A 23,064-nucleotide genomic window follows, 5' to 3' on the forward strand; every position below is an offset into this window, starting at 1 on the left:
AATACTAAATTAAAGAGATATAAAAATGAGCAAAAAAGTTTTATTCGTACTTACGAGTCACGATGAATTAGGAAATACAGGTTTAAAGACAGGATTCTGGACAGAAGAATTAGCAGCTCCTTATTATGCATTGTCCGATAAAGGGGTAGAAATTACACTAGCATCTCCAAAGGGCGGTCAACCACCAATTGATCCGAAAAGTGAAGATCCTTCATCTCAGACTGATGCTACACGCAGAATGGATGGTGACCATGCATTAAAGGACAAATTAAAAAATACACATCAGTTATCGGAAGTTAAAAGTGAAGACTTTGATGCGGTATTTTATCCGGGCGGACATGGCCCTTTGTGGGATTTGGCGGAAGATAAAGTTTCGCAGCAGCTTATCGTTGATTTCTACAGTAGTGATAAGCCTGTAGCATTTGTGTGCCACGCTCCCGGGGTTTTGAAAGATGTGAAAATAGACGGCGAGTATCTGGTAAAGGATAAAAATGTGACTGGATTCACCAATACTGAGGAAGAGGCGGTACAGTTAACTGATGTTGTTCCTTTTCTGGTAGAAGATATGCTGAAGAAGAATGGTGGAGTGTACAGTAAGATCGAAGATTGGAGTCCCTATGCTATAGTTGACGGAAGATTGATTATGGGACAAAATCCTGCTTCTTCTGAAAAGGTGGCTGAGGAATTATTAAAACTTATTTAGAAAATTTCATTTCATTTTTTATTAAAGAAATAGAAAGCGGCTTAGTCCGCTTTTTCTGTTATTAATAATTCCGGAATTTTGTCCAATTTAATTTAAAAAAAATTCCAATCTTGGATGATTGATATATTCAGGTTTCAATGGTCTTTGCAATCTATTCTTACTTAACTTCATGTCTATACTATTCTTTTTGCCTTAGGTGTTGGTTTTAATTCCCCGGCAAAATCAAACATATAAACTTGACTACCTTCAAATGGATTGTACGAAGGCTGGTAATCAAAATACCCTAAAGAATGTAGATCTTTGATACATTTATGATACGTGGCCTTTGATTGTATTTTGCTAATTCGCATAAGTTCATCTCTGGAGATATTGATTGGATTCTTAAAACGATTGAAATTCCAGAATTGAAATAGAGCCATATACAGGCTGACATGTGTGGGATTTATCGTATTCTCCTGAGCCACTTTCACAAAGAAAGCTGTTAGATGTTTGATATAGTTCATTTGCTTAATAATAATTATTGATATCCATTTAGATTATCGCAGTTAAAAGTTCAAGAATGAAATAATTAACTAGGTTTACTATTTAGTAACTGCTCGATGTCCTTGTAATTATAATACAACGTACCTCCGATACGAGTGTAGGACAAAGTTCCACTAACACGAAGGTTCTGTAATGTTCCGGTAGAAATTTTCAGAAGTTCTTTGACCTCCGTTGAGCGCAGCCATAATTTCTTTTCGGTGTTTTTGATTTGAAACAGGTTTTTAATTTCTTCCAGCAATTCTGTTTTGAATTCTTGCAGGTCTTCTTTCGTTATAATATCTATTTTCATAACTATAAATTGTTAATTTTAGCTGAGCTTTATTGGTAGGCCAAGTTATTTATCGATACTGATTTTGTTTTATCTTTAATATAAAATTTCTCTTAAATTCGAAATTGTTTGCCGAGGTTTTAAGCTTATCAGAAAAAGGTCTCCATGCTTCATATTGGGCTAACGGGATGCTTGTGAGTTTCTGAATCTGTCTACTAACCGATTAATTTTCTACCAGAAAAAATTAAAAAACCACAAACGGAAGATTTTTGAATATCCAAAGTCTTGATTATTGCTTATCACAAAAAAACCTGACGTTTCTAGGGTATTGTTATAATAAAATAATTGTAATCAATGTATTTACGGAATTACTTATTCTCGCAGATCGTCAAACCTTGCGTTATAAAATCCCCATAGGATATCTTAAGACCTGCCCATTTAGGATCATCCAGCCAGATCTCCTCAACCTTGCTGATGGACGGATCATTATGAGATGCTCCTTTCGCTGATCCATTGAGAGCATAGATCTTTCCGTTGTTAGTTCTTCCATAGATCTCTTTGTATCCCGAACAGTATACCTCGATCTCATTGACAGAGAAAGGCCATTCCCCTATATAGTCATGTTTATTGAACTTGAGGGTATTTCTTTGGGTAGGTGCGCTGCAGGATAAAATTAAAAATAGGACTGAGAATAGAGTAAAGTTTTTCATGATTAAAAAATGTATGCAAGCAAAAGTACTAAACCTGATAGTTCATTTTTTACGGATTTCCGTAAAACGATCCAACTCATATCTATTTATTTCTTTTATTGCAATTCCGTTTCATTTGCAAAGTTTTTTGCTCCCATTACATCAGTCTCATTTTTTAATTTGTATTTATCGCTGCTATTTACCTCAACCTTTGCAAGCAATGCCCATAAGCAATATCTTTGTATCCGATCTTGATCTAAATGATCATCTTATCAATGGAGGACAACGAAGTAACTTATCCGGTCTATTCACCGGCATCAGTAATAGGTATCTTCAGTAATGCACTGAAGCTGAATGCAACGGTCAATCTGATCTATCTGAAGGGTAGATATGCCTATGGTGGTGGCAAATCCTACGGGAATTATTATTATGACCTTTTGTTCTCAGAAGGTGATAACACTTCGATAGGGATTCGTATTTCTTCTTTGCTCAGGAGTAAGATCACCAATAATGAAGTGTATACGCTCAGAGGTTTTATTGAGAAGAGCATTAAGAATTCTTCGATTGAACTGCGTTTTGTCGTTGATGAAATCGTTCAGCAGGAAGAAAGATCGATATCTGAGGAGGAGTTGCAGAAATATGAACTCATCCAGAAAAAACTTAAAGTTGGATCGAAGGACCTTGAGACGCTTATCAGAGATAAAATGCTTAAAGATGAAAAGGTCAAAGTCGCCAATATCTATGGTAATAATGCGATCGTGCAAAAGGACTTTTCAGAAGGGCTGGATGTTTCATCACAATATTTTGATGTTGATAACCACAGCTGCAATATCACTTCTTCAACAGCAATCATTTCTATACTGAAAGAAATTTCAGCATTGGATTACGATATTGTTGCATTGGTGAGGGGAGGAGGTGACAGGCAGAGTATGGAAACTTTTAATGACCTGAGCTTATCCGAATTATTCATAACAATGAAATCGGTAACTGTTACGGCTATCGGTCATACGGTAGATGAAACATTATTGGATAAGCTGGCCGACAAGCGTTTTCATTTACCACATGATTATGGTGCAGGATTGCATACCATTGCTGAAAAATTATCCCACGAACGATCCAATTCAAGGGCCCTCCTCATTGATGAGGTCAAAAAGGATGTCACCAAGCAGTTTTCGGAACAGGTAGAGACTTTAGAAAAACAGTTGAAGAAGAAAAATGAAGAATTCGCTGAAGCTCAGAAAACTTATAAAGAGCAGGTAGACAACCATAACAAAACCTTTACAGACCAACTGAAAGTTAGAAACGAGGAATTCCAAAAGCTTCAGGTGACTTCAGGCAAACAACTGGAAGATCTTCAGAAGAATTTTCAGGAGCAGCAGAAACAACGCCAGGCAGAAATGGAAAGCTACAAAAAAGAGATTGCTGCCTTGCACGAAAAAAATGTCCAGTCGGCCATCAATGAAAGGACTGCTTCTTTAAAGGTTGATCTGGAAACCTTAAAAAAGGAAAATATAAGGCTGAATCAGGAAATCCTAAGCAGCAAAACCGATTATGTCAAGATTATTATTGTATTTGTTCTTGCATTGATTATCGGATTTATATTAGCAAAAGTTTTTTAATAGCTCACCGTATCTTGGATACGGTTTTCCGTGGAACGAAAAATCCCAAAGTCTGATGGTATTAATTATTCCGGCTGAATAATGACAAAATGAACCAATGGAAATTCATTTTTGATATGTTCACGGATGCGATGTATGGCTTCGGTGATATCTTCAGTATCAAGATGGTCTTCAAAATCAATGATGAGCATCAGTACAACTTCCTCCGGTGACTGATAAGTAGATAGGATACTTTTTGTTTTGACCACAGCGATATCTTTCTCAGCCAGTTTCGCGATCTTTTCTCTCGTTTCGGGGGCTATCCCTTCACCCATCAATAAGCTTCTGCTTTCTCTGGCAAGAATAAAAGAGACAAATACCAGGATCAATCCTACAATGACTGATGCAAGCCCATCCAATTCCGGAATCTGAAATGAGTGGCTAATCCCCATCAATATCATCACCACGATCAAACCTGCCACTGCCGCACCATCTTCGAAAACGACGAGAAAGCTTGCAGGATCTTTACTTTTGATGATGGCATCCCACCATTTCATACCGTTACGGGTCTTATTAAATTCTTTGACGGCGATAAATAGGGAAGTTCCTTCAAAAATAAGTGAGAGCACTAAAACGATGTAGTTCCAGAACGGATCTTTCATCACTTCAGGTTCTATGATGTGCGAAATTCCCTGATAGATAGACAGAGCCCCACCAAGACCAAATATCAATATAGAAACAACAAACGACCAGAAATAGAGCTCCTTGCCATAGCCGAAAGGATGGGATTCATCTGCCGGTTTCCTGCTCCTTTTCAATCCATACAATAATAACAGCTGATTGGTTGTATCAACTGTTGAATGAATACCTTCAGAGATCATGGAGGAGCTGTTTGTAAATGCTCCTGCGATGAATTTAGTGAGTGCTATTAAGAGATTGGCTGCAAGTGCACTGTAAATTGACTTATGATTGTTGGCCATTTATTATAGAAGTACGTAGAAGATTATTTTAATAGTTCGGCTTGTGTACAAATCATTTTATAATTTGCTTTTAAGTTTTTAACTTCATTCCGGAAATAATACGCTTTCTATGGATAAATCCCCAATCTGCAATCGTATTGGTCAGTTGTTTCAGTGATTTTCCGTAGTCTGTTATCTGGTATTCCACTGCAACTGGTGCCGTGTTCAGGACATGACGATTGATCAATTCATTTATTTCAAGATCCTTTAATTCACGACTGAGCATCTTTCCGGAAATACCTTTCACCTCTTTCAGCAATTCAGAATAGCGCATTGGCTTATAGCACAGACACGCAATGATGGACATTTTCCATTTTCCGTTTAAAATTTCCATTGTATCACTAATTGCCAATATTTTTTGGCTGCAATCCTTAACTAAATCAAATTCTTGTTCCATACCATTCACTTGGTTACCGGTTTGTCACTATAACTTTTTGTCACTTAGTTACAAAGATACACATTGAAGATATAACTTTGCCCATTCAATTTATAAATAACAAAATGGAATTAATCAAAAACCTGAAATGGCGTTATGCTGTCAAAAAATACTCAGATGAGAAGGTCAGCGAAGATAAGGTCGATCAAATTGTTGAAGCAATCAATCTCACCGCCTCGTCCTGCGGATTACAACCTTACCGATTGTTTGTCATTACTAACCCGGAGGTAAGGCAAAGGTTGGGCGAGGGTTCATTCAATGCACAGATCCATGCTTCTTCCCACTTATTGGTCTTTGCAGGATTCAATGAAATAACCGCGGATTACATCACAGAATATGTTGAGATGATGGAACGACAACGAGATTTAGAAAAAGGAGCGTTGAAAATGCTGGAGGATACGTTAATCGATTATTTTTCTACCCAGACGCCAGAACAAAATACGATCTGGTCGGATAAACAAGCCTATATCGGTTTGGGAACAGGCTTAATTGCTGCTGCGGAGCTTAAAGTGGATGCAACACCAATGGAAGGGTTTGATCCGAAATTGTTCGATGAAGTTTTAGGCTTGTCAGAAAAGGGTCTTCATGCCTCGGTTATCATGTCATTGGGCTACAGAGATCAAGCTAATGATTTTCTAGCTTCAGTGCCGAAAGCCCGATTACTTGTCAATGAATTTTCGACCAAAATAAATTGAGATAAATGTTAGAAATTGGAAAGAATTTTAGTATTCCAACCCCTAAAAATTATTGACTAAAAATAGGAGCCCTGACATTTGTTGGGGTTTATTTGTACTGTTGATGATTGAATGTAACAAGGTTGTTTTCCATCAATATTCAAATTAAAAGAGTTATCTAACGTATACATATCAAATATAAATCGTTTTTGGAGATTTAGTTTAATCTATAAATAACGTTTCATGGATTGATGATAGTGAGCAAATTGAAGCCGAAACCTACAACTAAAATACAAATTTCTAGTGAACCTCTTGTTACAGGATGTCATTCTATTGTCTGAATATTTTTGCCTATATAGAATTTTTAAAATTGTGTTTATCTTTATTTTGTCGTTCAATATTTTCTAATTTCTTGAGCAAATCTATATTTGTTGTGACAAGTCAATTGTCCATTTGAGAATAATATTCGTCTATGTGTTCTTTAAGTTCAGAAGCTAATACAAAAATTGATTTTCCGTTTTCTACAATAATTTCAAATGTTTGCGGATATATTGTATAAATTTTATTTGAACCGTCAAGGTTTGAAGTCCGCGTTTCTTTCCACAATATTTTAAAGTCGGTGATTTTTTGTCCTATAAATCCATGCCATTTTGTATCGTTTGAAACATCCCATTTTTGTTCATAGTCATTAGTTGTTTCTGTTAGGTCAAGTTGTTTCGACTGCAGCCCGTAGCAAATAAATGTATTATCCCAAAAGACGTAAATAGTTTTGTCTTCTGTTTTGAAATAAATAGAATGGTCAAGAGTGTCAATTTCTTCATACTTTGTTTTGTAAGATGGCTCTGGATTTATATTATTTCCGTCTTCATCAGCATAGTGCTTTAGTTCTCCATAAATGACAGCACAAATTATCTGTCCAACGAACATTTTTCGGCAGTTATTTTCGTAAATTATATGTTCGTCTGTTAATTTATGGTTGTCCATAATTATTGTTTTTTGAGAGTTAGTTTTTTTCCATATGTACCGTTTCAGGGATTTAAGAAGTTTAGGACGTTGTGAGAGAAAAGAGTGGGTTAAGGCAATTAAAAATTTGAGACTTACCTGATGTAGATTGTCTATTTATTATCTCAAAATCTTTGGCAGACAAATTGTTAGTTGTAGCACAAAGCAGATAATAAAAATGCTTTTAATTTTAACCAACCAAATAATTATTATGAAAAATTCAATTCTTACATTGTTGGCAGTTGCTGCCATGGTATCTTGCAACAAAAAGGATTCTGTTTCTACAAACAGTTCCGCAGATTCAACGGATATGTCTTCAACAGCTCCAATGGATTCCCCACAGACTCTTAATGATTCTGCTACAGTTTCAAGTACAGTTCCTGATGCAAAAGCATTAAGTACTCAAGACAAAACTTTTGTTGATGCTGCTGCTAAAGGGGGAATGATGGAAGTTATGATGGGAGAACTTGCTGCTGCAAATGCTACCAATGCTTCTGTGAAATCTTTAGGGCAAATGATTGCAAAAGATCATAAAGCTGCCAACGAAGAACTAAAAAAATGGGCGGGAAGTGTAAATTATTCCTTACCCGCATCCTTAGATGCTTCACAACAAAAGATGCATGATGATCTAAAAGCAAAGAAAGGAGCCGATTTTGACAAGGCTTATGTCGACATGATGGTTAACGATCATAAAAAAGATATTGCAGCATTTAAAAAGGAGTCTACAGATGGTACAGATGCTAACGTAAAAGCATTTGCAACTAAAACACTTCCGACTTTGGAAAACCATTTGAAGGAGTCTGAGAAAGTGAAGTCTGCTCTGAAATGATTAAAATTTATTTAACAATAAAAGTAAGCTGTCATTTTTGACAGTTTACTTTTTTATGGTTGTAAACATTATGATAATTTAAATGGCAGAACTTGTCATTAATCTTAATAATAGTTAATTGAAAGAGTTCTCTTTGCATATTGCACCAAGAAATAAAAATAAAAAGAATGTCAATAAATCAATCGCCGCCGGACGGAGGGATATTCTATAAGGAAACAGATATGAGTCAGCTTTTTCCTGAGCCTTTAAATGCAGTTACTGCGATGTTTTTTCTCATCACAGCTATTTTTTGGACTATTAGAATCAAAGATCATTTTAAAGAGTATCCATTTTTAGTTTATTGCTTGATATTATTATACATTGGTGCTATTGGTGGAACGTTTTATCACTCATTCCGACAATGGTCGGTATTTATTGTGATGGATTGGCTACCTATTATGTTGCTATGCTTGTCTGCAGGATTTTACTTTATAGCGAAGAGCACCAAATTGTTTTATGCTGTCTTTGTAGTTCTTGTATATATAATTCTCATGTTTGCTTTAAGAAACTGGATTTTGCTTGATAATACATCTCTTTTTATCAATTTAAATTATGGAATGATGGCATCATTTGTTCTCTTCTCGGTTTTACGATATTTAATTTATACGCAATGGAAAGCCGGGAAATGGGTGGGATTTGCATTACTGTCATTTGCTTTTGCACTTACTTTTCGTATCGCTGATAAGTGGGAGTAGCTCAATATCGGAACACATTTTTTATGGCATACTTTCGGGGTAATAGCGACATTTTGTATGTTTAATTATATCTATCTTACGCAGAAAATTGCAAATAGAGCTTAAGTCCTTAACTTTTAGCTTCTGGTAATTTAAATCTTTTTTAGTGCGGAAGCTTTATGGGCTGCTTTCTTTCCCGTTTTTTCGCTGATGACTTCATACTGTGGCTCAGCCTCAGATGCCCGTCTTTGTCTATTCATGAAAACAAAATCTTTGGTATGAACTGTAGTTATAATACCGTGTGTTTCACCATTCTGAAACCTCCACTTTACATGGTCTCCTTTTTTTAACATAATTGCTGTATTTTCTTAATATGGTTTAGATATATCAAAAGACATACTAAAATAATTACTTCATCATCGACTTCCCGCAAAAGGATCAAGAGAGCTGATTATTATTCTAATCTCTTTAAATGAACTTAGATTTTAAAATTTACCCTAGATTTTTCTTTTCGTTTTCCCAATATTTATCCATAATTCTTTTTGTCTCTGAATGACTTTTCAGCATTACGATCTCACCAGTTTCATCAACGGTATAATGGTCTTTAAACGCATCAGGCATTGCATCGTATTGAATGTTTACCTGCTCCAAAGTTTCTTTTTCTTCAATAAATTGTGAAAGTCCCCGCAAAGCATAAATTTTCATATCCAGATAGCGCTCTTTTTTGTAGGAGCTGAGAAAGAATTCCTTTAAGGCAGAAAAGTTAAAATCATACAACAATTTTAATATTTTATTTCGGATGTCGAGATGTTTTGTGGACTGGTAAATGGTTGTAAGGAATTCTGCATTGTTATCGGTGATTATGTTCTTGTCCAAATTGAATAACGCATTTCAAAATTCGATGTCCTTCTCATTATATTTTTCTTTTGTTAAAATCTCCGGTAATTTATTAATCATCATGTATGAATAAGTTTGAAATTTTTGATAGCATTATACACTTTGAATGTGAAACAATTAGTTTATTAAGTTTCGTATAGGAGTAGTAAGATGAAATTAAAGATTTTAAAAACAAAAAAAAATAAAGTATGTAAAGGCAATGACCTATAAACTGCTGATGCTCAAGTAATTACTATCTTTATTTTTGTTAAATCTTGTTCGGCCATCTATTGCAAAACCTGTGTTTTTAACTGTGTCAGCATCAGCTTTTCTATCGAAATCACTTTTCCAGATTTTAAAAAGACTATCAAAAGTTCAACTGACTCTGACTATATCAAACCCATCAGCTCTTCGTTCAAATCTGATTGTAAACAGATCTTTTTCATTTTTAGGATTAACAAATTGGTAATTGTTGTAACCCCAGTCAAAACTATTTTTATCTGCCACATAGTTAACTTCGGTTAACCAGATGAAGCTTTCCACATGTTTGATCAATTTAGCTGAATCTAATTTGATAAATCGGCTTTGAGCATTTGATATAAAAGATGCGAATGCAAAAAATATAATTAGCTTTTTCATAGACCTCTGTTTTTAATGATGCCTGATTATATTTAGGATCATAGTATTAGATAATGTTTTCGTTTTTTAGAATGACTGCTAATTGGAAAAGTGTTTTTGCCTGAAACTTTGTTCTTAATGTTTTTAGTCTTTTTTCAATGAGAATCTTGCTGACCTTAATTGAATGCTCTGTCATTAACTTTTGACTTATTTCGGTGGTTTTAAATCCTTTTGAAAGGTATTCAATAATTAAAAGATCTCGTTTTTCCATATTTTAAAAATAATGTTTTTAAATTATGTAACGGCATTTTTTAAGATTTAAAAAATAGAAGATAGGAATTTTTATTTTGAGAATATTTGAATGAACATCCATATCACATAAATAAAAAATAGTAGGATGATACACAGAACAATATTAAATACATTTTTAAAGATCTTATCACTCTTTTTTTGCTTTTCAGTCAGTGCGCCTGGTGATATTATTTTGAAGTGTATTGCCGTATGATAATGTATTTTAATATCAGGACGAAATATTTGTACTCCTCTCAGGAAATGTTGATAAAGCTCGTAATTATTATTTAGTGCATAAAAGTCCTTCTGAAACCTGAGATTGTATTTTGTGACTTCATTTGACTCTGTTTTTTTATAAATGATAAACCATTGTTTGTTTAATTTCCTGTTGAATTCTAAACTAATATCTGAATCATATTTTTCTGTTGTGGCGTGTAAATCAGTATAAAGAACCTGTTCTGAAATTTTACCATAGCGATCAAATATAAAAGCTCCCTGGTCATTTACCGATACAGTATATTTATTGTACTTTCTGGTTAAAAGATAACGTGCAAGAAAGAAACTCGTTGCTGCTGATAAAAATATGATTATAATTGATGCTGAAAAATCTAGAATGTTGTTACTGTAATATTCAAGAAAATCGGGGCGTATTAATTGGTCTACCCAGATCATGGCAAGACCAGCAAATAATGCAACAATAATCCATACCAAAACAGCTGCAAAATTAGTAGCTCTGAGATTGATCTCCGATTCCAATGCTGAAAATTTTTCTTTAGCTATTGTCATAAATTAAGATGATGAGATATTACATCTATAAGTTGCAAATGGAACTACAAGTAATAAAAGTAAGATTTTAATTTCAATTGATTTTTTGTAAGAATTTTTTGTTGATTTCTTCTTTTATGTATTTTTCATCATCTTCGCTTAAAAATCCTAAAGGAGCGTAATCTGTATACTTTCTTTTAAAATCGTCAACCATTTTATAGTATATATTATCCTTCTGGACGTATGGGGAATTATATCGATTTATTTCTTCAAATTCCCGTGCAATATCGTTGAAGAATATTTTAAAATAGACTCTGTCGTTGATTTCCCTTTTCCACATTAGGAGCCAATTAATTTGGCTGGCGATGGTGTTTGTATTTTCAGGATATCTTAATTCCTGTTTTAGAAAAAAACGGGTATTCTCATTCGTAAATTTGCATATGAGATCATAGTTTTTACCCATTCTTTCATTAAAATCTGAGAGATTAAGCTGAGCAATATTCAGGTTTTCTGCATTTTTGTTGATGGTTTCCTGAGAAACATCTTTGTCAAATAAAATAATATTCACATTTCTGTATTTTAAATATTCCATTTAAGATTCCTGATTTTCAGTCATCTTTATTATATGTTTTTTTCGGCATTGAGATTATTGATCTTGTAATTCTTTTACTATAAGTTTAGGTGAACTGGTTACCAACAGCGTACCAATTTGAAAGACAATTGAAAAAGTCATTATTACATTTAGATATTTGAAATAGCTATCTTCCAACTCTATTACTACTCGGACTAACGTATAGTTTGCATCATCTTTGTACTAACACTAATAATTAATGAGTTAATATGAAAAATGAAATTTTAGAAAAAAAACATCAGATTGGATTGGGAGGGGTCGCTATAGGAACAGCTTTTAATGATATTTCGGATAATGAAGCGCGGGATATCTTATCATCTGCCTGGGATGAAGGTATCAGATATTTTGATACATCACCATGGTATGGATTGACCAAAAGTGAAAAGAGGTTTGGGGAATATCTCCGGTCTCAAAAAAGGGAAGATTTTGTATTCTCCACAAAAGTTGGTCGCCTGTTCAAGGAGGTTCCAAAGGATCAGGTACCGCCTACCATGTGGAAAAATCCGTTTCATTATGATTTTAAACACGATTATACGGCTGATGGTATCAAAAGGTCTATTGAGGACAGTCTGGAAAGAACAGGCTTACCATATTTTGATATCATTTATGTTCATGACCTTTCGGAAGATCAAGTGGGAGACCGTTATCCATATTTTTTAAAACAAGCTCAAAACGGTGCATTCAAAGTTCTGTCCGCTTTGCGGGATGAAGGTGTCATCAAAGCATGGGGAATGGGGGTCAATAAAATTGAACCAATTTTAGACTGCCTTGATTCTGCAGATCCTGATATATGTCTCTCTGCAACACAATATTCCATATTGGAGCACGAAGATGCTGTCGACAGGCTTCTTCCCGCAGTAAAAAAAGCGAGTGTCCAATTGGTATCAGGTGCCGGTTTTAATTCAGGATATATAGCCGGAAGAAAACGATATAATTATAAGGATCAGATACCGAAAGATATTGCTGAGAAATATAAAAAGTTACAAATTATTGCTGAAAGGCATCAGGTCGATCTTGTAGATGCTTCAATTCAATTTGTTTTGGCTGCAGAAGAGTTTGTATCGATCATTCCCGGAGCTGGAAAATCAGAGCAAGCTATTGCTAATGCCAAAGCTTTAGAGGTTGATATACCTTCGGAGTTCTGGAATGAATTAAAGAACGAATCAATAATCTATGATAAGGCAGCCACCCCAAAATAACAAATTAGTGATTGAAATAAAGGAGAGCTCTAAATGTAGCTCTCTTTTTATTTCATCATGTATTAATTTAATCAATGTAAAAGTAGATTGGAAATAAATATATTTTGAATGGCGTAGTTATTGAACCAACGACATAAATCATTGATCAATGGAAAATAAAATTGGTATTATAGTAGGCAGTCTTCGTAAAGAATCTTTTTCTAAAAAAATTGCGAATGCTGTGGCAGATATCCAGCTCGGAGGATTTGAATTTGAAATCGTGTCCATCGATAACCTTCCTGTTTATAATCAGGATTTTGACGACTTTAACAATGTTCCTGAAGAATACACCGTTTTCAGAAATAAAATTAAAGGATTAAACGCATTTATTTTTATTACCCCGGAATATAACCGATCGATACCGGGATGTTTAAAAAATGCAGTAGATATTGGCTCAAGACCATCTGATCAAAATGTATGGGATAATAAGCCGGCTGCAGTATTTAGCAGTTCACCCGGAAATATTGCTGCATTTGGAGCTAATCATCATCTCCGCCAGTGTTTTGTTTTTCTAAATTTATTAGTAATGCAGCAACCTGAAGTTTATATTGCAAATATATCTGAATGGTTTGACGATGAAGGTAAAATCAAAAAAGAAGAAAACAAAAAGTTTATACGATCAGCCGTTGAAGCTTTCACTCAATGGATTGCAAGGATTAATAAAGATTAAATTGACTTGTTTGAAATGACCGTAATGGCGCAAACTATATCATGAAAAAATATAAAAAAGTAAATTATCCTATCGAAGATGTTCGTCATTATCTGGAACCAAGTCCTACGGTTCTTTTAACATCTGCATTCAAAGAGGAAAGAAATGTAATGACTTTAGGATGGTACACTATTATGGAATTTGTTCCCTCATTAATTGGATGCATGATCTCTGGTGGAAATCATAGTTTCGAATTAATAAGAAAAAGTAAAGAATGCGTAATCAACCTACCAACATTGGAGTTGTCCAAGACAGTGGTTTCAATAGGAAATTGCAGTGGTACGGAAATCGATAAATTTGAAGAGTTTAACTTGAATACTGCAGAAGGAGAAATGGTAAATGCACCATTGTTGGTTAACTGTTATGCCAATTTCGAATGTCGTTTATATGACAGTAAGCTGGTCAATGATTATAATTTTTTTATTTTTGAGATTGTAAAAGCTCATGTGGCAAAAGTTCCAAAATATCCTAAAACAATCCACTACCGAGGAAACGGTCACTTTGTACAATCCGGGAAAAATATTATCATTCTATCAGCCAAATAATTCATTATATAACTCTGGTTAGGAAATATCTTACTGTGATCTTATCAGATGATGAGTGGAACTGACGAAAGAATAGTCTTAAGATTTATCCTTAAAAATAATTGTACCTTTTTATTATCGCCTATTGTTTTTTATCTAATTTTAAAGAAGTTAGGAGATAATATTTAGTTTTAAGATCGATACCAATTCAATACTATGCAACAACGTCTGAATCCAATAGTTTCTTTCCCATTTATTTTATGTTTAGGATTATTGATTCTGAATGATTTTTATCTTAAAACAACTTATCATAATCACGTTACCGGAAAACTGTCAGATTTGTGCGGGCTTTTTATATTTCCTATTTTTTGGTCTGTTTTGCTTCCGAGATACAGATCTGCAATTTTCATTGCCACGGCATTATTTTTTGTTTATTGGAAAAGTACTTATTCCCAGCCGTTTATCGATTTTTTTAGTGAAACATTTTTTGTTATTGAAAGAACGGTTGATCTGACGGATCTTTTTGTTCTACCCGTTTTATTTGCAGCATGGATTAGTCTGAACAAAAATCAGCAGAGATCTGAACATTCATTATGGCAGAAGAGAACTAATCCTTACATCATCGGAGCAATTGCGATTTTCTCATTTTATTCTACAAGCAAACCTAGATATACACAAAGATTTGATCAGCCGCAATATGTACTTTTGAAGTCTAACAAACTTATTGACATCATTGATTACGAGCATTTGCAGTACTACAGATTTGATTCATTACTGGTCGTCAAAATCGAAGAGCTTGATTTGTCAAAACAGCCAATAAAATATGATGACTACAATAAGAACGATGCCATTAAAAATTTGGATTATTCCGTCTCGCTGATGATTGGCAATGGAGTACAATTAGTTAAGCCTGGAACAATCACTTATTTAAACATAAGAACACCTGAAGGAGTGGATTCTGTACGATTCAATGGTGGGCGTTTGGATGGAAAATTTATTAGGAAAAAGGATGGGAGAGTAGTTATTACAGGATTATATAAAAAGGGTATTGAAGATTCTGTCTGGACTTTTCAAAATAACAATGGTAAGTTTTCAAGTAAAGTAACGTTTGTTAACGGTGAGCGTACAAAAAAACAGCTGTTTGAAAATGAAAGCGTTATAAAAACGGATTATGTTAATACGAGGGAAGATGTTGCTCGATACAAATTGATCCAGATTGCAATACTTATTCTGTTATGTATTGTGATTGCATTTCTGCTTATCAAAAATTATCGTCAGGTAGCAGAAAAACTGCAGATGAAAAAACTTTGGAAGTGGATTTTATGCATCGTATTGCCGTTGGTTGTTTGGTGTATACACTTTGCAATTACACTATTGTTGGGCGATTATTACTATGATATTTTTGTTGTCTTTGGTACAGCTATTCTAACTTATCTCATAACCTGCCCTCTTTTCTTTGTTGCCGTTTTTGGAATACAGCTGAGGAAACAGATTGATTTGCTATGGTACACTTTATTGTTTGCATTAGCATTCAGTATCTGGATTGAAATTGATATCTACCTTGAGCTTGCCGTCTGAATTCTAATTGGTAATAACTTTGAGGAGAAAGTAACGAACGCTCATTAATTAACCGGATGGAGATTTTAATTGGAGAATAAATATTTTTTTATACACTCCGTCAACTCATATCTTACTGTGTAAAAAAGATTGTGCAATTTCTTTATTTAAGAAAACTTTAGCATTTGAGGTGGTACCACATGGTACAGTCATTGTAAATACATGAGTACACTAACAAAAAATATTATTATGGACAACAGTAAAACAGTATCGACACTGAATGATTTATTAAACATTACAAATGACAGAATCCAAGGATTTGCTAAGGTAGAAGAAAAAGTATGGGATTCATACAGCGGACTAAAAAATGATTATGACCAGATGGTACGTGAATCTCAAACGATGAAATCGGATCTGATGGGATTAATTACCGAAAGAGGAGGTAATCCGGATGACAGCTCAACAACTGCAGGAGCATTGCACAGAACATGGATCGATATCAAAAATTCTTTTGGAGGTGATCATGCAGAATCCACTTTGGAGAATGTTGTTTTTGGTGAAAAAGCTGCAATTGATGCTTATCAGGAAGCTTTGCAAAGTGGAAATTTATGTCCGCAAAGTACAGTAGTTGTAGCAGATCAATTGGTTAAATTGAGAGCTTCTTATGGTAAATTCGAAACTCTGGAAAGAATTACGGAATAATTTACTTTATTGATACATTAAAGAACTCCTAAAATTACTTTTTAGGAGTTTTTTTAATTTTAATGATCGTATTTTGAATTGATAGTGACTCAGCTCTATGTATCCTGAAGTGCATAATTTTTGAAAACCTTGCAAATCAAATTATTTTCTCCTGCCAAATATAATTTGTCGTAGATTAATTAAATGAGGTGCGAAATTCCAAAGGAGTAAGACCGGTTGCTGTTTTGAACATTTTGCTGAAAGACTGTGGATGTTCAAAACCCAATTCATACGCTATTTGGGATACAGTAAAATTGGTATTGGTAAGTCTCTCTTTTCCTTTTTCAGTAAGTTTCTCCCGTATGTATTGCTGTGTGTTTTTTCCTATGAGTGAACGTAAGACGTCGCTGAGGTATCCGGGTGAAATATTCAGCTTATCCGAAATATATTGGACAGTTGGTAATCCTTGATTTAAAGTTTCCTGACTGTTCAAGTAATCATCAAGAATTGTCTCGGTCTTCTGAAGAATGTCATTGTTGGGTATTTTTCTGGTAATAAACTGACGTTTGTAAAATCTATTAACATAGCTCAGCAACAATTCAATTTGAGCAATTACCACCTCTTCGCTAAATTCATCAATACGTTGGCTGAGTTCCTGTTCCATTATTTTGTAAATGGATAGTATAATCTCTTTTTCAGAGTCCGAAAGATGCAATGCTTCGTTGGATGAGTATAAAAAGTAGCTATAATCTTTTATTTTCCTTGCTATGGGATGACCAAGCAGAAAATCCGGGTGAATCAGCAAAATATAACAGTGAGTTTCACTGTTGTAATCAGTGCTTCCGACCAATTGGTTGGGTGCCAAAAACAGCATACTACCTTCATCGTAATCGTAGTAATCACGGCCATATTTCAGCCTTCCTCTATTCCTGGTAATGAAGGTGATTTTATAGAAACTCAGAACATTATATATAGGCGCCATTGCCATATTGAAAGGATTGTCTTGATTGAAATGAACAAGACTTATCATTGGATGTTGCGGGGTAGGCAATCCAAAGGCTTGATGACTTTCCGATATTGATATGAAGCGTATCAAATTATCTTCTTTGCTTTTCATAATAATAAATGTAAAAAAAACCTACGATATTTGATCATAGGTTTTTGTTTTAAAAATTACCACGCAAGATTATTATCATTTCCGCTGAAATTTTCAGGGCCTGTAAAACTACCTGTCGGAAGATCTTCAGCTAAAGCCACCCTGATTGGCTCTATGGAGCCTACCTCAACGGAGTCTGTTCCCTGAAAGTTATTGAGTGCCGTCGCGGTAAATCCTGGACTTACCAAGTGAACCTTGATATCGGTTTTTTCCAGATCGATTGCCAATGAAAGAAAAATACCGTTAAGTGCAGTTTTTGAAGCACCGTAGACTGCGTCAAAACTGGAACGATATGGGTTTTCCGGATTTGAATTAATTGTCAATGACCCTAAAGCACTTGAGATGGTCACAATCCGGGCTTTTTTTGCTCTATGCAATAATGGAATAAAAGCCTGAGTTAAAGCAAGCGTTCCAAACACATTCGTCTCCCAGACTGTTTTCAATTCAGTAATAGGTACAATTGAAGCGCGTTGAGAGTCCAGAATCTCTTCCATGGTACGACCTTGTTCACCGGCGTGAGAAACCGCAGCATTATTTACGAGCAGTGTCAAATATCCATATTCACGCTCAACTGTTTCTACTGCTGCTTTAATTGATTCAGGGTCGGTAATATCAAGCTGGATTGCGCGTGCATATTCCCCAAGTTGATCAGTTGCAGCTTCGCCCTTTTTTTTGTCACGGGAGCCTACATACACAATATATCCATTCTCAATGAGTGCTTTAGCAATCTGAAATCCTACACCTGTATTTGCCCCCGATATCAGAGCTACCTTGTTTTCATATGTCTGCATAATTTTAATTGTTTGAAAGTTGATGCAGCAAAGATGACTATTTAAGAATCGATAGTTGTATCCAGATTCAGACTGTTTGTATCCCAATTGAGGATAAAATTATTTTACAGATGGTTGATTTATTAAGAAAAAATTGATCAGGAATTATTTATCGCATTTAGATTTTTACCCGAGATTACTCGTAAATCATACGCTTAACCAAGCAGTATTTCACTACTATGGGCGATTGATTAGTTGATAATTGATATTTTAAAAATTGTTTTTTGTTCAGCGATATTTTTTTAACATATGGTAAATTGGTTTTCAATGATAAACCTGAAATTTGTAAAATGGAAGAATTTGTGAATTATATATTACAGTTCGGTAATTTAAACAGTCAGCAGATTGAATTGATATTAAGCAAGGCGGAAACAATGGAACTTCGCAAAGATGAATATTTTTCAGAAGCAGGTAAAATTCCGCGGTACGTTGGATTTCTTCTTAAAGGAGTTACCCGATTCTGTTATTATAATAATAAGAGCGAAGAGATTACACACTCTTTTGTTGAAGAGAATAATTTTGTTTCTGATCAACAAAGATTTGAGGCACAAATGGTCGCTTCGGAGTATATCCAAGCTATAACAGATTGTGAATTGCTTGTTTTTTCGAAAAAGAACTGGGACGAAATTGGAAATACTATTGTCGGCTGGAAAGATATGGAGAATCTTATTGTCAAAAACTGTCTGATGAAAGCTCTCGAACGCAGAAGTCCTTTGGTATCTGAGGATGCAACAACCCGTTATTTGTCGTTCATCAGTCAATTTCCGGGACTTGTGAATCGTGTTCCTCTTTCACAGGTGGCTTCTTATTTGGGGATTACCCAGCAATCTCTTAGCAGAATTAGGAAAAATATCGTTAAATGATGCTTTTTACCAAATGGTAAATGTTTTCCGACTCAGTTCACCAACCTTTGCATCAGTCATTTAAAAAATAAAAAGATGAGCAAAAAAGTAGTATTGATTACAGGTACAAATAGTGGTTTTGGTTGGCTTACTGCACACAGTGTTGCAGCATTAGGACATCAAGTTTATGCAACAATGAGAGATACCGTTGGTAAAAATGCAGAAAAAGCACAAGAGCTCTCAGCAATTGAAAATGTAAATGTTCTGGATGTTACAATTACGGACGATGAAAGCGTAAATCAAGCTATAGAAACTATTATTGCAAAAGAAGGTGCTATTGATATATTGGTCAATAACGCAGGGTTTTCAATGAATGGTGTAGCCGAAAGCTTTACAACTGCCGACGTACAGGCAATGTTTGATGTGAATGTATTTGCACCATGGAGATTCATTAAACAGGTTTTACCGGTAATGCGTAAACAGGAAGACGGGCTGATCATTAATGTGACCAGCGGATTTGGAAGGGTTTCGTTTCCTTTTGCAACGGTTTATGCCGCTTCGAAGTTTGGATTGGAAGGACTGAGCGAAGGACTCCACTACGAAGTTAAGCGCCTCGGAATAGATGTTGCCATTGTAGAACCTGGCGCTTTTCCAACTGAAATGTCGCTAAAGACTGGTTATGCTTCAGATCAATCCGTATTTGAAGGGTATGGTGCTATTGCAGAAATTCCCGAGAAGATGATGACAGCTCTTGGCGGGCTTATTCAAGCTCATCAAACCAATCCACAGGATGTTGCAGATGCCATCGTAAAGCTTATTGGTACTGAAAAGGGCAAAAGACCTTTGAGAACGGTTGTTGATCCGATAACAGGAGAATATATTAATGCAGCAAATAAAGCTGTTGAAGAACAGTATGGTAAAGGTTTAGCCTTATTCGGGATGGGTGAATTACTTGAATAAATAAACACACAAATTATTGTAGGGTCAATTATTGACGGTGGGAAAATAAAAATCTTCGCCGTTTCTGTTATTTATCCGATGATATGAGTTTTTATTTGTAAATTAAGAGAAAATGAATCGTTTATCCCTAATTTTTAATTCTTTATTTTTAAATCTAACCATCACAAATTAATTTAAGGACTATACTCAAATTAAAATGATTTATTAATTACATAGTAGTAAACAATTTTTGTCAGTTTAATTTTGGTATAAATTTTACATACAGAAGAGTTTAATATTTATGAATTATCTTTGTTAAATAATTACAGTTATTTTGAACAAACCAGAATATTTTAATTTTCCGGTGACTCTACTAGATGGTTTTTTGACTGATTCTACTAAAGTACTGAAGAATATACTTTACTATGCTCTTTACCACCATTCTTTAAAATTAGAATTTGGTGATGATCTCGAACTTATTACATCAAGTGCAGAATTTTTTAGTGTAAAACTAGGCAATGAACATGAGTGTTTAAAGATCGGGGAAAAACTCTACCATGATTATAAAGACTCACCCAAATGTGGTCTGAATATAGCAACCTTTTGGGACTTCTACAAAAATCAAAAGTCAGAATTTGAAAAAGTTAGTCTATTGGGATTTCTAGCAATTAAAAGTATCCTCGGCAGAAAAACCTATTGTAAGATTGATAACAAATTTTGGTTGTCGAGAATGAGCGGCAAAGCTAAATCTATGGATATTTCTGAACTCGATCCAAATATTCAAAAATATAACAGCGAATACCAAACAAAAAAGATTAAGAATGAATTAAAGCAAAATTGGGGACTTAAGACTTATAGCAGGTATACTAGAGGTTTTTATGTAAGTTTCCAAATGTCGTTAGAAGATTTAATTTATCAGGCTGAGAAACGTAGAAAAAGTACCAAAGAAAAGCAAAGTAAGCTAGAAGAGAAAGTCATCCTAAATAAAGTTTTAGCGAAGTTAAATAATCCCGAAAGAGGTATTTAACAAAATAAAAAAACAAACCCCAGTTATATCAATAACTGGGGTTTGTTTTTTTATTTAGAGTTTTTTTTGGTTTCATAAAAATACATCGGAAATAGTGGAGTGATAATCACTTTACCCATATATACATTACTAACAATTGGGTGTGGTTTTTTACATGCATAGAGAGTATATATGTGTGTGTTTATTTTTTATGCAATTTATAATCAAATATTTTTTTACTAATTATAACGACCTATATAAATATATTGTAATTAGATATTTTAATAATATTTTAAAATTAAGTTAATAAATACTGGTGGATGAAAAAAAAATTATATATTTGCTTTATATTAAAGCCGACTGAAATTTCAGACTATAAACTTGATTGTTTGATAAAGGTTTTAAAAAAGACAAAAGTCCCAACCTCTGACCGATAGGACTTTTGTTCTCTGAAGCAAAGTGGTTTGTTTAGAATGGAAACCACTTTTTTGTGTTACAAAAATACTATAATATTTCTCTTTCACAAATTTCAACATCCATTCTCGGTAAACTTAGCTCCGTAAGCTATTAAAATTTAAATTTCATTATTATGGAAAATTTTCATTTGACCCAAGAAGATGGGAAGTACAAGTTAAAAAAGGAAGGAGCAGAAAGGTCTTCCAAAGTTTTTGATACAAATAAGATCGAGGCTATAAAATCAGCTAAGGATTTTATTGTAAGTCATAACGGTGGTTCGCTCAGGATTCATAAAAATTCTGGCGAATTTCAGGAAGAAAGAACTTATCCAAGATCGAAAGATCCAAAAAAAAGTAAAGGATAAAAAATTTAAAATATTATAGTATGAGAAAAAATTACTCAAATTTAATTCAAAATGTGAAGCAAAGAAGCAATCCTGATTCTATCAATGAGTCATTATTGTTTGAGAAGTCTTTTAGCGATGAGCTTGGACAACTGAAGTCATCAGGAACAGAAGTTCTTGAATATATTAAAAGATCAATGAACGGTGTTGAGGCTAGATATACCGAGAGGACTATTGAAGCTGGAGATAAAGTTAAAGGTCATCTTAAGAAAAATAATTCCTCAGTGGATTATAGATATCAAGGTTCTGTAATGAGCAATACTCATATAAAAGGGCATAGTGATATTGATCTGATTCAGCTTACAAGTTCTTTCTATAGCCATGAGATTGCTCAAAATTTCAGCAACAGATATTTCTCTGAGCCAAATATGTCATTCAGTCAAAAGCAAAAACTTTTAAATGTTATTAATGGAACGCCTTACTCCGGCAATTCAAATACTGACTTAAGACTATTGCGTTTGAATGCAGAAGTTGTTTTGTTTAGCACCTACAAAAATGTGGACATTGATAAGCCAAAATCCATTGAAGTAAATCCAACTGAGCCGAATAGAATTGTAGATGTAGTCACTGCTTCTTGGTATAGAACTGTTGATTCTGAATTTAATGAAGATGAAATTTTAAGAGGAATACAAATTTACGACAAGAAAAAAAATGAAAGTCTGGCAGTGGATTTTCCATTTCTTAAAATAAGTTTAATCAATAAAAAAAGTAAAGAGACAGGTGGTAGGTTAAAAAAAATGATACGTTTTACTAAAACACTAAAAGCAGATTCTCAACAAAATTTAAAAGGATTCTCAAGTTTTGATATTTGTTCGATATGTTATAACATCCCAATTCATCAATATTTTAATTTATCTTATTATCAGTTAGTGTATGTTCTTCACCAGGAGTTTAAAAAAATATCTGAAAACGAAGTTTATAGAAATTCTATAAAATCCATCGATGGTACTGAATATATATTTTATAACAAACCTGAGAAAATTAGACTTTTAAGGCTCTTATATCAAGAAATAGTGGACGTCTACCAAGATTTATTACCTAACACAACTGCTTTAAGATTTTTGTAGT

General features: G+C 34.1%; 28 protein-coding genes. 15 read left to right on the forward strand and 13 right to left on the reverse strand.

Going from position 1 to position 23,064, the window contains the following annotated elements; translation table 11 throughout:
• Positions 1-25 precede the first annotated feature (25 nt).
• A complete protein-coding gene (locus SB689_RS13325) occupies positions 26-703 on the forward strand; it encodes a type 1 glutamine amidotransferase domain-containing protein (RefSeq protein WP_410692619.1) in 678 nt (225 codons plus the stop codon).
• A gap of 568 nt (positions 704-1,271) precedes the next feature.
• On the opposite strand, the gene SB689_RS13330 is transcribed toward SB689_RS13325, so the two are convergent.
• Positions 1,272-1,535, reverse strand: a complete 264-nt coding sequence (locus SB689_RS13330; RefSeq protein WP_410692620.1) for a helix-turn-helix domain-containing protein — start codon at positions 1,533-1,535, stop codon at positions 1,272-1,274.
• Positions 1,536-1,882: 347 nt separating this feature from the next.
• Entirely contained in the window at positions 1,883-2,224 is a 342-nt protein-coding gene (locus SB689_RS13335) for a DUF2511 domain-containing protein (protein ID WP_410692621.1), read from the reverse strand.
• A 254-nt stretch (positions 2,225-2,478) separates the two neighbouring features.
• On the opposite strand from SB689_RS13335, the gene SB689_RS13340 reads away from it, so the two are divergent.
• Positions 2,479-3,822: an exodeoxyribonuclease VII large subunit gene (locus SB689_RS13340; protein ID WP_410692622.1), complete on the forward strand. Its 1,344-nt coding sequence runs from the start codon at positions 2,479-2,481 to the stop codon at positions 3,820-3,822.
• A 65-nt stretch (positions 3,823-3,887) separates the two neighbouring features.
• On the opposite strand, the gene SB689_RS13345 is transcribed toward SB689_RS13340, so the two are convergent.
• The gene (locus SB689_RS13345) at positions 3,888-4,781 is read right to left on the reverse strand and encodes a cation diffusion facilitator family transporter (RefSeq protein WP_410692623.1); all 894 of its coding nucleotides are present in this window, start codon (positions 4,779-4,781) and stop codon (positions 3,888-3,890) included.
• Between the two features lie 70 nt (positions 4,782-4,851).
• Positions 4,852-5,154: a winged helix-turn-helix transcriptional regulator gene (locus SB689_RS13350; protein WP_410692624.1), complete on the reverse strand. Its 303-nt coding sequence runs from the start codon at positions 5,152-5,154 to the stop codon at positions 4,852-4,854.
• A 167-nt stretch (positions 5,155-5,321) separates the two neighbouring features.
• On the opposite strand from SB689_RS13350, the gene SB689_RS13355 reads away from it, so the two are divergent.
• Complete coding sequence (locus SB689_RS13355) at positions 5,322-5,951, forward strand: nitroreductase family protein (RefSeq protein ID WP_410692625.1); 630 nt, start codon at positions 5,322-5,324, stop codon at positions 5,949-5,951.
• A gap of 420 nt (positions 5,952-6,371) precedes the next feature.
• Here the strand turns inward: SB689_RS13355 and SB689_RS13360 are convergent, their stop codons facing one another.
• Positions 6,372-6,914 (reverse strand): hypothetical protein, encoded by a 543-nt coding sequence (locus SB689_RS13360; protein ID WP_410692626.1) that lies wholly within the window; start codon positions 6,912-6,914, stop codon positions 6,372-6,374.
• Between the two features lie 229 nt (positions 6,915-7,143).
• On the opposite strand from SB689_RS13360, the gene SB689_RS13365 reads away from it, so the two are divergent.
• Both SB689_RS13365 and SB689_RS13370 read left to right on the forward strand, forming a co-directional pair.
• Positions 7,144-7,761, forward strand: coding sequence for a DUF4142 domain-containing protein (locus SB689_RS13365; protein ID WP_410692627.1), 618 nt, complete (start codon positions 7,144-7,146; stop codon positions 7,759-7,761).
• A gap of 167 nt (positions 7,762-7,928) precedes the next feature.
• Entirely contained in the window at positions 7,929-8,495 is a 567-nt protein-coding gene (locus SB689_RS13370; protein WP_410692628.1) for a hypothetical protein, read from the forward strand.
• 131 nt (positions 8,496-8,626) lie between these two features.
• Here the strand turns inward: SB689_RS13370 and SB689_RS13375 are convergent, their stop codons facing one another.
• The 6 genes from SB689_RS13375 to SB689_RS13400 all read right to left on the reverse strand — a co-directional run bounded on the left by SB689_RS13375 (position 8,627) and on the right by SB689_RS13400 (position 11,616).
• Positions 8,627-8,827: a DUF2945 domain-containing protein gene (locus SB689_RS13375; RefSeq protein ID WP_076561602.1), complete on the reverse strand. Its 201-nt coding sequence runs from the start codon at positions 8,825-8,827 to the stop codon at positions 8,627-8,629.
• Positions 8,828-8,966: 139 nt separating this feature from the next.
• Positions 8,967-9,350: a hypothetical protein gene (locus tag SB689_RS13380; protein ID WP_410692629.1), complete on the reverse strand. Its 384-nt coding sequence runs from the start codon at positions 9,348-9,350 to the stop codon at positions 8,967-8,969.
• Between the two features lie 375 nt (positions 9,351-9,725).
• Positions 9,726-9,989, reverse strand: coding sequence for a hypothetical protein (locus SB689_RS13385; protein ID WP_410692630.1), 264 nt, complete (start codon positions 9,987-9,989; stop codon positions 9,726-9,728).
• Positions 9,990-10,035: 46 nt separating this feature from the next.
• A complete protein-coding gene (locus tag SB689_RS13390) occupies positions 10,036-10,239 on the reverse strand; it encodes a hypothetical protein (RefSeq protein ID WP_410692631.1) in 204 nt (67 codons plus the stop codon).
• A 71-nt stretch (positions 10,240-10,310) separates the two neighbouring features.
• Complete coding sequence (locus SB689_RS13395; RefSeq protein WP_410692632.1) at positions 10,311-11,045, reverse strand: hypothetical protein; 735 nt, start codon at positions 11,043-11,045, stop codon at positions 10,311-10,313.
• 73 nt (positions 11,046-11,118) lie between these two features.
• A complete protein-coding gene (locus SB689_RS13400) occupies positions 11,119-11,616 on the reverse strand; it encodes a hypothetical protein (protein ID WP_410692633.1) in 498 nt (165 codons plus the stop codon).
• Between the two features lie 248 nt (positions 11,617-11,864).
• Here SB689_RS13400 and SB689_RS13405 point away from each other — a divergent pair, with 248 nt between their 5' ends.
• The 5 genes from SB689_RS13405 (at position 11,865) to SB689_RS13425 (ending at position 16,385) form a co-directional block, all read left to right on the forward strand.
• A complete protein-coding gene (locus tag SB689_RS13405) occupies positions 11,865-12,854 on the forward strand; it encodes an aldo/keto reductase (RefSeq protein ID WP_410692634.1) in 990 nt (329 codons plus the stop codon).
• A 148-nt stretch (positions 12,855-13,002) separates the two neighbouring features.
• Entirely contained in the window at positions 13,003-13,563 is a 561-nt protein-coding gene (locus SB689_RS13410; RefSeq protein ID WP_410692635.1) for an NADPH-dependent FMN reductase, read from the forward strand.
• Between the two features lie 41 nt (positions 13,564-13,604).
• The gene (locus tag SB689_RS13415; RefSeq protein WP_410692636.1) at positions 13,605-14,147 is read left to right on the forward strand and encodes a flavin reductase family protein; all 543 of its coding nucleotides are present in this window, start codon (positions 13,605-13,607) and stop codon (positions 14,145-14,147) included.
• A gap of 195 nt (positions 14,148-14,342) precedes the next feature.
• Positions 14,343-15,704, forward strand: a complete 1,362-nt coding sequence (locus SB689_RS13420) for a hypothetical protein (RefSeq protein ID WP_410692637.1) — start codon at positions 14,343-14,345, stop codon at positions 15,702-15,704.
• 201 nt (positions 15,705-15,905) lie between these two features.
• Positions 15,906-16,385 carry a PA2169 family four-helix-bundle protein gene (locus SB689_RS13425; protein WP_245365488.1) on the forward strand — a complete coding sequence of 160 codons (480 nt, stop codon included), beginning with the start codon at positions 15,906-15,908 and terminating at the stop codon, positions 16,383-16,385.
• 175 nt (positions 16,386-16,560) lie between these two features.
• On the opposite strand, the gene SB689_RS13430 is transcribed toward SB689_RS13425, so the two are convergent.
• Together SB689_RS13430 and SB689_RS13435 are read right to left on the reverse strand one after the other, a co-directional pair.
• Complete coding sequence (locus SB689_RS13430; protein ID WP_410692638.1) at positions 16,561-17,460, reverse strand: helix-turn-helix domain-containing protein; 900 nt, start codon at positions 17,458-17,460, stop codon at positions 16,561-16,563.
• A gap of 77 nt (positions 17,461-17,537) precedes the next feature.
• Complete coding sequence (locus SB689_RS13435; protein ID WP_410692639.1) at positions 17,538-18,311, reverse strand: SDR family NAD(P)-dependent oxidoreductase; 774 nt, start codon at positions 18,309-18,311, stop codon at positions 17,538-17,540.
• A gap of 329 nt (positions 18,312-18,640) precedes the next feature.
• On the opposite strand from SB689_RS13435, the gene SB689_RS13440 reads away from it, so the two are divergent.
• From SB689_RS13440 to SB689_RS13460, 5 genes are all read left to right on the forward strand, one after another.
• On the forward strand, positions 18,641-19,213 hold the full coding sequence (locus SB689_RS13440) for a Crp/Fnr family transcriptional regulator (RefSeq protein ID WP_076561705.1): 573 nt from the start codon (positions 18,641-18,643) through the stop codon (positions 19,211-19,213).
• A gap of 75 nt (positions 19,214-19,288) precedes the next feature.
• Positions 19,289-20,152 carry an SDR family oxidoreductase gene (locus tag SB689_RS13445; protein WP_410692640.1) on the forward strand — a complete coding sequence of 288 codons (864 nt, stop codon included), beginning with the start codon at positions 19,289-19,291 and terminating at the stop codon, positions 20,150-20,152.
• A gap of 313 nt (positions 20,153-20,465) precedes the next feature.
• Positions 20,466-21,158 carry a hypothetical protein gene (locus tag SB689_RS13450; RefSeq protein ID WP_410692641.1) on the forward strand — a complete coding sequence of 231 codons (693 nt, stop codon included), beginning with the start codon at positions 20,466-20,468 and terminating at the stop codon, positions 21,156-21,158.
• A gap of 568 nt (positions 21,159-21,726) precedes the next feature.
• The gene (locus SB689_RS13455) at positions 21,727-21,957 is read left to right on the forward strand and encodes a DUF2188 domain-containing protein (RefSeq protein ID WP_410692642.1); all 231 of its coding nucleotides are present in this window, start codon (positions 21,727-21,729) and stop codon (positions 21,955-21,957) included.
• A gap of 20 nt (positions 21,958-21,977) precedes the next feature.
• Positions 21,978-23,063, forward strand: a complete 1,086-nt coding sequence (locus SB689_RS13460; protein WP_410692643.1) for a hypothetical protein — start codon at positions 21,978-21,980, stop codon at positions 23,061-23,063.
• Position 23,064: the final 1 nt, after the last annotated feature.

The organism is Chryseobacterium sp. SIMBA_038, from assembly GCF_046535115.1.
Taxonomy (GTDB): Bacteria; Bacteroidota; Bacteroidia; order Flavobacteriales; family Weeksellaceae; genus Chryseobacterium.

Bases quoted from the DNA above. Each gene is read 5' to 3' on its own strand.
- SB689_RS13335 (WP_410692621.1), bottom strand. From the start codon at position 2,224: ATGAAAAACTTTACTCTATTCTCAGTCCTATTTTTAATTTTATCCTGC.
- SB689_RS13345 (WP_410692623.1), bottom strand. From the start codon at position 4,781: ATGGCCAACAATCATAAGTCAATTTACAGTGCACTTGCAGCCAATCTC.
- SB689_RS13410 (WP_410692635.1), top strand. From the start codon at position 13,003: ATGGAAAATAAAATTGGTATTATAGTAGGCAGTCTTCGTAAAGAATCT.
- SB689_RS13340 (WP_410692622.1), top strand. From the start codon at position 2,479: ATGGAGGACAACGAAGTAACTTATCCGGTCTATTCACCGGCATCAGTA.
- SB689_RS13460 (WP_410692643.1), top strand. From the start codon at position 21,978: ATGAGAAAAAATTACTCAAATTTAATTCAAAATGTGAAGCAAAGAAGC.
- SB689_RS13360 (WP_410692626.1), bottom strand. From the start codon at position 6,914: ATGGACAACCATAAATTAACAGACGAACATATAATTTACGAAAATAAC.
- SB689_RS13375 (WP_076561602.1), bottom strand. From the start codon at position 8,827: ATGTTAAAAAAAGGAGACCATGTAAAGTGGAGGTTTCAGAATGGTGAA.
- SB689_RS13445 (WP_410692640.1), top strand. From the start codon at position 19,289: ATGAGCAAAAAAGTAGTATTGATTACAGGTACAAATAGTGGTTTTGGT.
- SB689_RS13415 (WP_410692636.1), top strand. From the start codon at position 13,605: ATGAAAAAATATAAAAAAGTAAATTATCCTATCGAAGATGTTCGTCAT.
- SB689_RS13405 (WP_410692634.1), top strand. From the start codon at position 11,865: ATGAAAAATGAAATTTTAGAAAAAAAACATCAGATTGGATTGGGAGGG.
- SB689_RS13350 (WP_410692624.1), bottom strand. From the start codon at position 5,154: ATGGAAATTTTAAACGGAAAATGGAAAATGTCCATCATTGCGTGTCTG.
- SB689_RS13385 (WP_410692630.1), bottom strand. From the start codon at position 9,989: ATGAAAAAGCTAATTATATTTTTTGCATTCGCATCTTTTATATCAAAT.
- SB689_RS13325 (WP_410692619.1), top strand. From the start codon at position 26: ATGAGCAAAAAAGTTTTATTCGTACTTACGAGTCACGATGAATTAGGA.
- SB689_RS13390 (WP_410692631.1), bottom strand. From the start codon at position 10,239: ATGGAAAAACGAGATCTTTTAATTATTGAATACCTTTCAAAAGGATTT.
- SB689_RS13455 (WP_410692642.1), top strand. From the start codon at position 21,727: ATGGAAAATTTTCATTTGACCCAAGAAGATGGGAAGTACAAGTTAAAA.
- SB689_RS13365 (WP_410692627.1), top strand. From the start codon at position 7,144: ATGAAAAATTCAATTCTTACATTGTTGGCAGTTGCTGCCATGGTATCT.
- SB689_RS13370 (WP_410692628.1), top strand. From the start codon at position 7,929: ATGTCAATAAATCAATCGCCGCCGGACGGAGGGATATTCTATAAGGAA.
- SB689_RS13330 (WP_410692620.1), bottom strand. From the start codon at position 1,535: ATGAAAATAGATATTATAACGAAAGAAGACCTGCAAGAATTCAAAACA.
- SB689_RS13440 (WP_076561705.1), top strand. From the start codon at position 18,641: ATGGAAGAATTTGTGAATTATATATTACAGTTCGGTAATTTAAACAGT.
- SB689_RS13425 (WP_245365488.1), top strand. From the start codon at position 15,906: ATGAGTACACTAACAAAAAATATTATTATGGACAACAGTAAAACAGTA.
- SB689_RS13420 (WP_410692637.1), top strand. From the start codon at position 14,343: ATGCAACAACGTCTGAATCCAATAGTTTCTTTCCCATTTATTTTATGT.
- SB689_RS13395 (WP_410692632.1), bottom strand. From the start codon at position 11,045: ATGACAATAGCTAAAGAAAAATTTTCAGCATTGGAATCGGAGATCAAT.
- SB689_RS13435 (WP_410692639.1), bottom strand. From the start codon at position 18,311: ATGCAGACATATGAAAACAAGGTAGCTCTGATATCGGGGGCAAATACA.
- SB689_RS13355 (WP_410692625.1), top strand. From the start codon at position 5,322: ATGGAATTAATCAAAAACCTGAAATGGCGTTATGCTGTCAAAAAATAC.
- SB689_RS13400 (WP_410692633.1), bottom strand. From the start codon at position 11,616: ATGGAATATTTAAAATACAGAAATGTGAATATTATTTTATTTGACAAA.